This is a genomic window from Delftia sp. WSY_10 (assembly GCF_043104705.1).
GTDB classification, from domain to species: domain Bacteria; phylum Pseudomonadota; class Gammaproteobacteria; order Burkholderiales; family Burkholderiaceae_C; genus Comamonas; species Comamonas tsuruhatensis.
In genome coordinates this window covers 32292-44739 of sequence record NZ_JBICKY010000047.1, presented here as the reverse complement: position 1 = coordinate 44739, position 12448 = coordinate 32292, and the positions used below count along the sequence as shown (strand labels likewise).

Here is a 12448-nt window from a genome sequence, read left to right as displayed (position 1 = left end):
TCAAGCCTGCACGAAACCCCAGGCCGCCTTGCGGGCCTATCGCGCGTGCAACACGCCGTAAATGAGAACAATTTAGAATTTCGCGCTGATGGGTGCCTTGCATCCCTGGGTCCCGGCCGACGCACAGGCGCCTGGCCCCTTCATTCCTGCACGCCTGCCTTCCATGCACCGTTCTGTCCTGATGTTCCGTTGCGCACCGTGATGGACCGCTGAACGCCGCCGCCTGCTCCCCATGACTTTCAAGAAAATCTGGTTCCAGTTGCACTGGTTCGTCGGCATTACGGCCGGTACAGTGCTCATCGTCATCGGGCTGTCGGGCGCGGTGTTCTCGTTCCATGAGGAGATCCTGGGCTGGCTGAATCCCGGCACTGCCTCCGTGCCTGCGCGCGATGACCCACCGCTGGGGCCGCCGCAGATTGCGCAGGCGCTGCGCGAGGCCGGCGAGCAGCGCGTGGTCCAGCGCATCACCGTCTTTGCCGAGCCCGGCCGCTCGGCCCAGGTGGCCTTCAAGCCACCGGCCGGCCAGCGCCGGGGCCAGACGGTCTTTGTCGATCCCTACACGGGCGCGCAGCTGCCTGAGCAGCACGGCACGGAGTTTTTCGAATGGGTGGAGCGGCTGCACCGCTGGCTGCTGCTGTCGCGCGATGACGGCAAGCCCATCACGGGCACGCTGGCCGGCCTGTTGCTGATGCTGTCGCTGTCGGGCCTGTACCTGCGCTGGCCGCGCCGGCCGCTGTCATGGCGCACCTGGCTGACCTTCGACCCGGCGCTCAAGGGCCGCTCCTTCCTCTGGGGCCTGCACTCGGTGGCGGGCACCTGGGCCCTGGTGGCCTATGTGGTGTTCACCTGCACCGGCATGTACTGGGCCTTTGGCGTGGTGCGCAGCACGGTGGACGGCTGGGCCGGCGTGCCGCCGCGCGTGGCCGCTGCCGCGGCGCCGTCCTCGAAACCCGGTGGCGGCCGGCCTGAGCCGACTGGCGCGCAGCAGCTCATCGACATCGCGCCCGGCTGGGCCGCCTTCGAGCGCATCGCCCATGGCTGGCAGTTCGCCCAGCTGCGCCTGCCCGAGCGCGCGGGCCAACCCCTGCAGATCAGCTGGCTGGATGCCGATGCCGCCCATGAGCGCGCGCGCAACCAGATGGCGTTGCTGCCCGATGGCACGGTGCAGCGCGACGAGCGCTATGCCGACCTGCCCACGGGCCGCCGCGCCGTGGGCGCCATCTACCCGCTGCACATGGGCACTTATTTCGGCATGCCGGGGCGCATCTTCATGACGCTGGCCTCGCTGATCATGCCCCTGTTCGCCATCACGGGCTGGATGCTCTACCTGGACCGCCGGCGCAAGGCGCGTGCCCTGGCCAAGGAGCGCCAGGCGCTGATGGCGGACCCGCCACCGTCCGCCCCTGCGGGCCAGGACACCGTGCTGGTCGCCTTCGCCAGCCAGGCCGGCCGCGCCGAGCGCCTGGCCGTGGCCACCGTGGCCGCGTTGCGCGGCGCAGGCATGGCGGCCAGCCTGCAATCCGTGGCGGCGCTGGATGCCGAGCAACTGCGCCACCACCGGCGCGTGCTCTTCGTGGCCAGCACCTTTGGCGAAGGCGACCCGCCCGATGCCGCGCGCCGCTTTGCCCGCCTGCTGGGCGCGGCCTCGGGCTCGGCCCTGCCGCACCTGCAATACGGCCTGCTGGCGCTGGGCGATCGGCAGTACGCGGCCTTCTGCGGCTTTGGCCATGCACTGGACCACCAGCTGCGCCGCCTGGGCGCGCAGCCCGTGTTTCCGCTGATCGAGATGGATGGCGAGGACGCCCAGGCCTGGCATGCCTGGCAGCAGGCGCTGGCAGGGCATTTCGGCGCCGTGCTGCCCGTGTGCGATGCCCTGCCTGCGTCTTCGGCGGAACCGCTTGCCGATGCCACGGCCTTTGCCGCATGGCCGCTGCAGGCGCGCAGCCTGTGCAACGCGGGCAGCCAGGGCGCAGGGCTTTATGTGCTGGACTTGGCACCGCCCGAAGGCGTGGCCCCGCTGTGGCGGGCTGGTGCGCTGGCCGAGGTGCTGCCACGCCATGGCGCAGCCACCGTGCAGGCCTGGCTGGCCGCCCAGGAATGCGACGGTTCGGCCCCCGTGCAATGGCGCCAGCAGACCTGCACGCTGGCCGAGGCGCTGGCCGCCAGCGTGCTGCCGGCCCCGGGCGACATCGTCCCCGGCACCGCGCCCCAGGCCGTGGCCGATGCGCTGCGGCCCCTGCTGCCGCGCAGCTACTCGGTCGCCTCGCTGCCGCAGGACGGCCATGTGCGGCTGCTGGTGCGCCAGGCCCGCCATGACGGCGGCCTGGGTGTGGCGTCGGGCTGGCTGACGGCGCATGCGGCCCGGGGCACCTCCGTGGCCATGAGACTGGTGGAAAACCGTGCCTTCGAGCCGCGCGAAGAGGCAGGTGCCGAGCCCGACGCTCCGGCCATCTTCATCGGCAACGGCTCCGGCTATGCCGGCCTGCGCGGCCACCTGCTGGCGCGCATGCACGCAGGCCGCCACCGCAACTGGCTGCTGTTCGGCGAACGCCAGCGGGCCCATGACGGGTACTGCGAGGCCGAGGTCTCCAACTGGCTGGCTGCCGGCAAGCTGGAGCGTGCCGACTTCATCTATTCCCGTGACCAGGCCCGGCGCCGCTACGTGCAGGACGCCCTGCGCGAAGCCGCCGAACCCCTGCGCGACTGGATCGCCGACGGCGCCGTGCTCTACGTCTGCGGCAGCGCCGACGGCATGGCCGCAGGCGTCGATGCCGCGCTGGCCGACATCCTGGGCGCTACCGCCGTCGAAGACCTGATCGTCGAAGGCCGTTACCGCAGGGATGTGTACTGAGGTGAAGCGCCGCGTCTTAATGCACAGCGCATGAAACTGGCGCGGCCCAAGTCAGGGACACCGAGCAAGGGCCGCCCTGCCGCGAGGGTGTCGTCCCCCTCCCGCGTAGCGAGAGAGGGCGCCGTGCATACGGGGGAAGGCGCGTAAGCGCCTCAGGGGGTGATGTACCTCTCCTTGCCGAGATTGAGCATCAACCGGTTCGCCCAGCCGAACAGCGCGGCCGAGTGCAGCATGTCCAGGATTTCCTGGTCCGTGAGGCCGGCATCGCGCAGCGGCTGCAGCTGGGCAGCGCCAAAGCTGCCCGGCGCGCGCGTCAGGGCCAGCGAGGACTGGATGATGGCGCGTTCGCGCGCATTGGTGCCGGCCGTGTCGGGGTCGTCGAACATCTGTGCCATGACATCGTTGCGCTTGGCCAACTGCTCGAAGCGCTGGGCGTGGACCGATGCGCAGTACACGCAGCCGTTGGAGCGCGAGACGGCCGTGGCCGCCACCTCGCGCTCGGCGCGCGACAGGCCGCCGGGCGCGTACATGATGGCGTTGAAGGCCTGCGAGCGCTCCGACAGCACGCGCGGCTGGCGGGCCAGCAGCAGGTAGAAGTCCGACGTGCGCGCCTTGGGGTGGCTCAGGTCCAGCACGGCCTGCTGCTCGGCCGTGGCCGTGGCGGGGTCGAGCACGGGCAGCCAGGACGTCCAGTCCAGCGTCTCGCTGGTGTAGCCGTTGCGGCGCAGCGGCTCGCCCGGTGGCGGCAGGTTGGCGGGGTGCACGAAGGGGGCGGCGGCGGCTTCGGCAGCCGGCGTGCTGGCCTGGCCGCCCAGCGCGTCCATGGCCTGCACGCCCGCGAACAGGCGCAACTGGTAGGCGATGAAACCCACCAGCTGGGCCACCAGCACGGTGTCGTCGATGGACAGGCCGGACTCGGGCATGGCCAGCAGGGCCGCGCGGTCGCTTTCGGCCGGGTGCAGGGCCAGGGTGCGCACGAAGTGCAGGGCCGCATCCAGGCGGGCGTTGCCGGTCTGGGCGCCGGGCTGGGCCAGCACGGTGCGCAGCGCGGGCGTCAGGGCGTCGCCCAGGGACTCGGCACGCTGGCGGTATTCATCCGCCAGGGCCTGCACGCCGCTGACGTGGCATTGCTCGCTGGCCAGCACCAGGCGCTCGGCGCGCGACAGGCTGTCGGCCAGGCCGTCGCCCAGCAGCAGGTCCTCGCAGGCCTGGGTGGCGATGGCCACCTTGTCGCGCTGGCGGCGCGTGGCGAAAACGGGGGACTGGTCGGTCAGGCCGGCCAGGCGGTCGATGGTGTCGTTAGCGGTGGTCATGGGTGTCTCAGGTCTTGTCTGCCAGGGCCCGCACGCGGGCTTCGGGGTCGGCGGGCGTCCATTCGCCGCCGTCGAGCTCGGGCTCGGAATAGGACTGCAGCTGGGCGTAGTGGTGTTCCAGGTCCTCGCGGTAGAACAGCGAGGCCAGGCCCTGGGCCAGCTTGCGCGCGCCGTCGCTGATGGCGGGGATATCACCCGACACCGTGCCGTGCGACAGCGCGGCCGGATAGCAAAAGCAGTGCACATGGTCCAGGCCGGGCAGGGCGCCGGGCGTCTTTTCCTGGAACTCGAACAGCGGGCCCAGGTCGGGCGAGTCCGACAGTTCCTGGTCCTCGGCACCCGCCTCGGGCACGAAGCGGTCGCTCCAGATGCGCACATGGGGCGCCAGGTCGGAGAACTCGGGGCGCTGGCGCCAGTCGATGGCAAAGCCGGTGGAGACGATCAGGAAGTCCAGCGTAAACACGCCGCGCGGCGTGCTCACGCGCAGCTTGTCGCCTGCCTGCTCCACCTTCTGCACGGCGCAGCCCAGGTTGAAGTGGGCGTTGGCGTGGCGCGAGACGCGCAGCGTGCTGCCGTGCGGCGGTGGCACCTGCTGCACGTTGATGTAGTGGCGTATGCGCCATTTCCAGGCGTCGGGCAGCAGGAACTGGCCGTGCGTGAGGCCGGGCGTGCCCGAGCCCTTGGATTTGTTGATGCGCGGCAGGTCGCTGCGGCGCACCAGCAGGTCCACGCTGGCGGCGCCGTTCTCCAGCGCGGTGGCCGCGCTGTCCATGGCCGACGAGCCCGCGCCCACCACGCCCACGTGCAGGCCGGCCAGGCGGCGGTAGTCGAGCACGTCGGAGGAATGCGCCCAGCGGCTGCGGTCCACGCCCTGCATGAAGGCGGGGATCTGCGGGCCGCCCAGGCCGTCGCGGCCCGTGGCCAGCACCACGCGGCGCGCCAGCCAGGTGCGCGAGGCGCCATCGGCCGTCACATCGACCTCGACCGTGCCGTCGGCCTGCGGGCGGATGGCCGTGACCTGATGGCCGTTGCGCACGTCGCAGCGCATCACGCGGCGGTACCAGCGCAGGTAGTCCATCCACTGCAGGCGCGGGATCTTGTCCAGCGCGGCCCAGGCTTCGCGGCCCCATTGGGCGATGAACCAGGCGCGGAAGGTCAGCGAGGGCAGGCCCAGCGCGGGGCCGGTCAGCTCCTTGGGCGAGCGCAGGGTTTCCATGCGCGCCGTCGTGGCCCAGGGGCCTTCGAAGTCCAGCGGGGCCTTGTCCAGCAAAACGGCCGCGATGCCCAGCTGGGACAGCGCGGCCGACAGGGACAGGCCGGCCTGGCCGGCGCCGATGACCAGGACATCGTGCACGGGCTGGCCGTCGCGGGTGGAGGGAGGGATCCAGGCCTTGGCAGGCCAGCCCAGGGCGACGAGGTCGTCGCGCAGGCGTTCTTCAAGGGCAGCCAGGCCCGCAGGGGCCGCGGCTGCCGGTTCGGTCAGGGACATAGACTCACCAGGAACTCACGAGGAAAGGCGCGCCAGCGGGGCAGGGCCTGCGGGCGCGCGCGGCATCAATCGATGCTGATTTTCGCGTCTTTGACCACCTGTGCCCATTTCAGGCGGTCGTTGTGCACGGTTTTCTTGAACTGCTCGGGCGTCTCTATGCGGATGGCATTGCCCTGGGCCTCGAAGCGCGCACGCACCTCGGGCAGCTCCAGCACCTCGCGCACGGCCTGGCCGAGCTTGGCCACGATGGCCGGGTCCGTGCCCTTGGGCGCGAAGATGCCGAACCAGATCGAGCTGTCGAAGCCCTTGGTGCCCGTCAGGCCGCTGGAGGCGATGGTGGGCACTTCCTTGATCACTTCCACGGGCTTGGCCGTGGTCACGCCCAGCAGGCGCACCTTGCCGCTCTTGTAGTGGGGCAGCACGGTCTGGACCTGGTTCATGATGCAGCAGGTCTCGCCGCGCAGCACCGAGGTGATGGCCTCGGGGCCGCCCTTGTAGGGCACGTGGACCATGTTCAGGCCCAGGCGCGCATTGAACTCGGCAAAGGCCATGTGCGTGCCCGCGCCGTTGCCCGTGGAGGCGTAGTTGTACTTGCCGGGGTTGGCCTTGATCTCGTCCACGAACTCCTTGAGGTTCTTGACGTTGATCACGTTGGGATTGATGGTCAGCACGTTGGACACATCGATCAGCGGCGCCACCGGCACGAAGTCGGTTTCCACGTCAAACGGCAGCTTCTTGTAAAGCGCCGCATTGCTGCCGTGCGTAGCCGCCGTGCCGAAGGCCAGCGTGTAGCCGTCCGGCTTGGCGCGCGCCACGATCTCGCTGGCGATGTTGCCGGCCGCACCCGACTTGTAGTCAATGATCAGGGGCTGGCCCAGGCGCTGGGACAGCGGCTCCTGCACGCCGCGCGCGATCACGTCCACGCCCGAGCCTGCCGGGAAGCCCAGGATCATGGTCACGGGCTGGTGCGGCCACGAAGCCGCCGAATCGGCTGCCACCGCTGCGGTGGAGCCGAGGACGGCCAGGGCCGCGGCGGCGGCGGGAATCCAGGAGCGGAAAAGCGAGGGGCGCATGGTGTGCAGGGAAATCCGGTGAATCAATTCCCATATTTTCCTGAGAACTTAATGAGCCACTTTTATATGCATATGTTGGTATGAAGCCAGTGTGGGCATGGCCGCAGCGCTCAGCAAAAAGCCCGCCGATGGGGCGGGCTTCATGCCGGGCGCAAGCGCCCATCAATGGCGGTAGGGGTTGTTGGGGCGGCGGTCATGGCGGTCCGGCACGCCGTCGCGGTCACGGTCCCAGCGGCCGGGTGCGTAGCCCCAGCGGCCACCGTGCTGCGACCACACGGGCTGGCGGTACACATAGCCGGGGCGCGCCTTGACCCAGTGGCCGGCCACCCAGGCATGGCGGTGGCCCTGCGGGCGCCAGTAGCCCGGCGCCCACACATAGCCGCGGCGCGGTGCCGGAACGGCCTCGTAGCGCATGGGGGGCGGCGCGCCGAACTGCACAGAGATGGCGGCACCCGGCGCCGCGTAGGTCACGTTGGCCTGGGCCTGCGCGGTCCCGGCCCATCCGGCCAGGGCCACGGTCGCGGCGATCAGCGGTGTGCGAAGGGAAATCATGGCGGCTCCTTGTCCTTGGTTCATCGGGCTGGAGTCCCTGTGACGGGAATCCATGACTGCATGGTGCGAGTGCTGCGTCAAGCCCGGGTTGCCGCGACGCGAAGTCTTGCAATCTTGTGTATCGCCTTGGTGAAGCCTTGTTGCCAGGCGCTGCAGCGCAGGCTGCCGTCCTGCAGCCGCCGTCAGACAGTGCCTCTTCTCAGGGCCGTGAACGCCGTGAATTCCCAGCTGCGCATGGCCAGCACCAGGGTGTAGCCCTCGCGCTGGCCTGGCGGCAGGCGCTGGTCCTGCAGGTGCTGCTGGGAAAAATCATGGGCCAGCCGCTGTATGCGTTCCACGAAGCTGGGCGCCAGATGCCGGCCGATGGAGCCGTGCACCATCAGCATGCCCTCGCCCGGCTGGTCGAAGCCGCCGCCGAAATAGTCGAGCACGGCGTTCTCGCGGAAGTACTCCATCACCGGCCCGCGCGCGCGCCAGCGGAAGGTCTTGGCCAGGCGCAGCCGGTAGCGGTTGCCGGGGCGCAGCTCGATGATGCCGATGCGGTCCAGCTGGGCCAGGTAGCGGATGCCTTCGGCCTCGGTCATGCGGTAGGTGGCCACGATCTGCTCCAGCGTCCACTGGCTGAGCACGCAGATGGCCATCAGCAGCAGCTTGCGGTCGGCGACCACGGCGTTCTCCTGCTCCGGCGTCATCTCCTGCAGCAGCGGCTGGCTGTCGGCCACGCGGCGCGCCAGGTCGGCGAAGTCCAGGCTCAGCGCGCGGCAGATGGCATCGATGCGCGACAGCGGCATGTCGCCCTTGGCCAGCATGCGCTTGACGCTGGACTCGGCCATGCCCAGGGCGCGCGCCAGGTCGGCATAGGTCATCTGGGCGGCCTTGAGTTCCTTCTTGAGGGCGATGACGAGGTCGGCAGTGGTGCTCATGGGTAGCGATTATCGATACCCGAGGTGCTGGTTTGCGCGGCGGGTGCAGAAAAACGATGCTGGAAGGGCCGGTGGCTCGCCACACTCCGCCCCACTTTCCACGAGGAGCAACACATGCCATCCGTATCGATTTCACCGGCCGCCGCCCTGCGCGCGCTGTACTGGGGCGCCGCCTTGCTGCTGCTGGCCGCCTTGATTGGCCCTGCAGTGCCGCAGCCGCAGGACTTTCACGCGTTTGCCGATCAGCGTGCCTGGGGGCCGCTGCCCCATGCGCTGGATGTGCTCAGCAACCTGGGCTTTGCATGGGCCGCCGTGGCGGGCGCGCGCCTGCTGCTGGACCGGCGCAGCCAGGCGCTGGCGCCGGCCCTGCGCTGGCTGGCCGCGCTGTTCTTCACGGGGCTGGCGTGTTCGGCCATAGGCTCGTCCGTCTACCACTGGGCCCCCCACGATGCCACCCTGGCCGGCGACCGGCTGGGCATGTCCATGGCCTTTGCCGGCATGCTGGGACTGGCGCTGCAATCGCGCATTGCCGACCGCGTGGCCGTGCGCGCCGCGGTGGCCATGCTGGTCGCCGCCGTGGCCTCGGTGCTGGTCTGGCTGCATGGCGGCAACCTGCTGCCCTGGGCGCTGGTCCAGGGCGGCGGCATGCTGGCGGTGCTGGGCCTGGCCTGCGTGGCGCCGCGCCATGGCGCGCTGGCGCTGCGCCTGGGCATGGTGATCGCCTGGTATGGCGCGGCCAAGCTGCTGGAGTGGGGCGATGCGGCCGTCTTCGAGGCCACGGCCGGGCTGGTGTCCGGCCACAGCCTCAAGCATGTGGTGGCGGCGGCCGCCGCCCTGCCCGTGATCACCGCGCTGCGTGCGGCCGGCACGGCGCGCATGGCCAGTACGGGCACAATGTGCGCCGATGCGTGCGGCCACGGCGGCGCCACCAACCGTTGAGGGAAGACAAGATGTTCCAGCAAGAGACCGGCAGCCCGTCTGCCCCCACCGCAACGGCCGGCGCCGTGCCATCGGCCGCGCACGAGCACCCCAACCAGTTCGCCCTGCTGGGCCAGCGGCGCTTTGCGCCGTTCTTCTGGACGCAGTTCTCGGGGGCGGCCAACGACAACCTGTTCAAGTTCGCGCTCACCGTGATGGTGACCTACCAGCTCAGCGTCTCCTGGCTGCCTTCGGCCATGGCGGGGCTGGTGATCGGGGCGCTGTTCATCCTGCCGTTCCTGCTGTTCTCGGCCACCTCGGGCCAGCTGACGGACAAGTGGGACAAGACGCGCATGTTCCGCCTGGTCAAGAACCTGGAGATCGCCATCATGGCGCTGGCCGCCTGGGGCTTCATCCAGGCCAATGTGCCCTTGCTGCTGGGCTGCGTCTTCCTGATGGGCCTGCACTCCACGCTGTTCGGCCCCGTGAAGTTCGCCTACCTGCCCCAGGTGCTCAGCGAGCGCGAGCTGACGGGCGGCAACGGCATGGTGGAGATGGGCACCTTCGTGGCCATCTTGCTGGGCAACGTGGCCGGCGGCCTGCTGGTGGCCGTGCCCGAGGTCGGCCATCTGCAGGTGGCCGTGGCTTGCCTGGCGCTGGCGGTGATCGGGCGGATCTTTGCGCAGTTCATCCCCAATGCGCCGGCCACCGATCCGCACCTGGTCATCAACTGGAACCCCTTCACCGAGACCTGGCGCAACCTGCAGCTGGCCCGAGAGCAGCCCGCCGTGTTCCGCTCGCTGCTGGGCATCAGCTGGATGTGGTTCTTCGGCGCCGTGTTCCTGGCCCAGTTCCCCAGCTTTGCCAAGGAGGTGCTGCATGGCGACGAGCATGTGGCCTCGCTGCTGCTGGTGGTGTTTTCCGTGGGCATTGGCACGGGCTCGCTGCTGTGCGAGGTGTTCAGCCGCCGCCATGTGGAGATCGGCCTGGTGCCGCTGGGCGCCATCGGCATGAGCGTGTTCGCCGTGGACCTGTTCTTTGCCTCGCGCGCGCTGCCGGCCTCCGAGCTGATGGGCGTGGGTGCCTTCTTTGCCCAGCCCGCGCACTGGCGCGTGATGGCCGACCTGGGCATGCTGGCCCTGTCGGCCGGCATCTACAGCGTGCCCATGTACGCGCTGATCCAGATGCGCAGCCAGCCCACGCACCGCGCGCGCATCATCGCGGCCAACAACATCCTCAACGCGCTGTTCATGATCGCCTCCAGCGTGCTGGCCGGCGCGCTGCTGGCGGCGGGCTTCAGCATTCCCCAGGTTTTCCTGATCACGGGCATTGCCAATGCCGTGGTGGCGGCCTACATCTTCTTGCTGGTGCCCGAGTACCTGCTGCGCTTCGTGGCCTGGGTGGTCTCGCGCTTCGTCTACCGCTTCAAGGTGCAGGGCGACGAGCACATCCCGGCCACCGGCGCGGCCATCCTGGCCTGCAACCATGTGAGCTTTGTCGATGCCGTGCTGCTCATGGCCGCCAGCCCCCGGCCCATCTACTTCCTGATGGACCACCGCATCTTCCGCGTGCCCCTGCTGGGCTGGCTGTTCCGCCTGGCCAAGGCCATCCCCGTCGCGCCCCAGAAGGAAGATCCCGCCACCTACGAGGCTGCGTTCGAGCGCGCCGCCCAGGTGCTGCGCGAGGGCGACCTGCTGGCCATCTTCCCCGAGGGCGGCATCACGCGCGACGGGCAGCTGCAGGAGTTCCGTGGCGGCATCATGAAGATCGTCGAGCGCGCCCAGGCCGATGGCCTGCAGGTGCCCGTGGTCCCCATGGCGCTGACCAATCTCTGGGGCTCTTACTTCAGCCGCATCGAGCAGGGCGGCGCCATGGTGCGGCCCTTCCGCCGTGGCCTGTTCAACCGTGTGGGTCTGAACGTGGGCCAGCCCATGGCCCAGACCGAGGTGCAGCCCGCGCTGCTGCGCGAGCGCGTGCAGCGGCTGCTGGCGGCCTAAGAGGGGTTCTGTTCCTCCACCGTGAAGCTCAGGCCGGCATTGGCCTTGAGCCTTGCGATGAGTGCGTCGCCCATGGCAGGCGCCGTGGTCCAGATGCCGCCGGGCGTGTCCGGGGCGTCCTGCAGCAGGCAGACGGCTGCCTCGGTGATCATCTTGGACGTGGAGCCGTAGCCCGGATCGCGGTCGCCCTTGACGCCCACGCGCAGGCTGTGGCCGGCCGTGTCGGTGCCGATGAACAGCACGTCGTAGAAGCCCGATTCACGCTCTTCGCGCGATGGCCCCTCGCCAGGCTTGGGGCCGTCGTCCGCGCCCAGCGACTTGTCGGCCGCCACGGCGTTGGCCAGGGCCTCGCCCTTTTCGCCCGCGCCTGTGACCATCATCTCGTCGTAGACAAAGTCGGCGCCATAGGCATGGCCCAGCAGAAAGTTGGAGCGGTGCACGTTGCGCGTGTTGATGGCCGCCATCACGAAGGGCGCCACCCACAGGCCCAGCACCTCGTCCACCATGGGCTTGCTGCCTGAAGGCTGGCGCGGGCCCTCGAAGCCCGGCGTGAGCGAGAACGGATTGCGCAGCAGCTCCAGCACGCCCGGCTGGGCGGCGGCCGCCGCCATGGTGGCCTTGAGGCTGGCGGCCGTGCCGCCCGAGAAAGTGCCCTTCATCTTGCGCACCCGGCCCCGCACGCGCTGGGCGGGCTGGCCGAAGCGGGCCTGCATCTCTCGCTGCAGCATGAACACGCCCAGGTCGAAGGGAATGGAATCGAAGCCGCAGGAGAACACGATGCGCGCGCCGCTGGCCCGGGCTGCAGCCTCGTGGGCATCGATCATCTGGCGCATCCACGCTGGCTCGCCGCACAGGTCCACATAGTCCACGCCGGCGCGGGCGCAGGCGGCCACGAGTTCGTTGCCGTAGAGCTGGTAGGGGCCCACCGTGGTCAGCACCAGGCGGGCCTGCTCCATCAGCGCCTGCAGGCTTGCGGGATTGCCGGTGTCGGTCACCACCAGCGGGGTATCGGCGGGCGCGCCCAGCTCGTCGCGCACGGCCGCGAGCTTGGCGGCATTGCGCCCGCCCATGGCCCAGCGCAGGCCGCTGCCTGCGGGGTAGCGCCTGAGCAGGTACTCCACCACCAGCCGGCCCGTAAAGCCGGTGGCGCCGTGGACGACGAGGTCAAAGGGTTTAGTCATGGGAGATCTCCATCAATCAGCGTGGCGAACGTGCGATTGCCCGCTGCACTGCAGCCGGGGTGGGCGCATTGTCTGTGGCGCGCCGCAGGGTTCCTGTCGCCCAGGTGCCGTGCCCGATGTCCTGTGTGCTGGTGTCACATGCAGGAACTTT

9 protein-coding genes are annotated in these 12448 nt (G+C 69.8%); 3 read left to right on the top strand and 6 right to left on the bottom strand.

Annotated features, from left to right (window positions below; genetic code table 11):
* The first annotated feature begins 232 nt into the window (after positions 1-232).
* Positions 233-2851: a PepSY domain-containing protein gene (locus tag ACF8ML_RS19045; protein ID WP_392407658.1), complete on the top strand. Its 2619-nt coding sequence runs from the start codon at positions 233-235 to the stop codon at positions 2849-2851.
* A 152-nt stretch (positions 2852-3003) separates the two neighbouring features.
* On the opposite strand, the gene ACF8ML_RS19040 is transcribed toward ACF8ML_RS19045, so the two are convergent.
* The 5 genes from ACF8ML_RS19040 to ACF8ML_RS19020 all read right to left on the bottom strand — a co-directional run bounded on the left by ACF8ML_RS19040 (position 3004) and on the right by ACF8ML_RS19020 (position 8201).
* Positions 3004-4164: a CMD domain-containing protein gene (locus tag ACF8ML_RS19040; RefSeq protein ID WP_392407657.1), complete on the bottom strand. Its 1161-nt coding sequence runs from the start codon at positions 4162-4164 to the stop codon at positions 3004-3006.
* 7 nt (positions 4165-4171) lie between these two features.
* Positions 4172-5653, bottom strand: a complete 1482-nt coding sequence (locus ACF8ML_RS19035) for a SidA/IucD/PvdA family monooxygenase (protein ID WP_392407656.1) — start codon at positions 5651-5653, stop codon at positions 4172-4174.
* Positions 5654-5718: 65 nt separating this feature from the next.
* Complete coding sequence (locus ACF8ML_RS19030; RefSeq protein ID WP_392407655.1) at positions 5719-6726, bottom strand: Bug family tripartite tricarboxylate transporter substrate binding protein; 1008 nt, start codon at positions 6724-6726, stop codon at positions 5719-5721.
* A 162-nt stretch (positions 6727-6888) separates the two neighbouring features.
* Entirely contained in the window at positions 6889-7278 is a 390-nt protein-coding gene (locus ACF8ML_RS19025; protein ID WP_016450353.1) for a YXWGXW repeat-containing protein, read from the bottom strand.
* Positions 7279-7460: 182 nt separating this feature from the next.
* Entirely contained in the window at positions 7461-8201 is a 741-nt protein-coding gene (locus ACF8ML_RS19020) for a helix-turn-helix transcriptional regulator (protein ID WP_012202467.1), read from the bottom strand.
* Positions 8202-8315: 114 nt separating this feature from the next.
* Between ACF8ML_RS19020 and ACF8ML_RS19015 the strand changes: the two genes are divergently transcribed.
* Entirely contained in the window at positions 8316-9140 is an 825-nt protein-coding gene (locus tag ACF8ML_RS19015) for a hypothetical protein (RefSeq protein ID WP_392407653.1), read from the top strand.
* Between the two features lie 11 nt (positions 9141-9151).
* Positions 9152-11116: an MFS transporter gene (locus ACF8ML_RS19010; RefSeq protein WP_160855424.1), complete on the top strand. Its 1965-nt coding sequence runs from the start codon at positions 9152-9154 to the stop codon at positions 11114-11116.
* On the opposite strand, the gene ACF8ML_RS19005 is transcribed toward ACF8ML_RS19010, so the two are convergent.
* Positions 11113-12297, bottom strand: a complete 1185-nt coding sequence (locus ACF8ML_RS19005; protein ID WP_047327001.1) for a trans-acting enoyl reductase family protein — start codon at positions 12295-12297, stop codon at positions 11113-11115. The genes ACF8ML_RS19010 and ACF8ML_RS19005 overlap by 4 nt on opposite strands.
* Positions 12298-12448 lie beyond the last annotated feature (151 nt).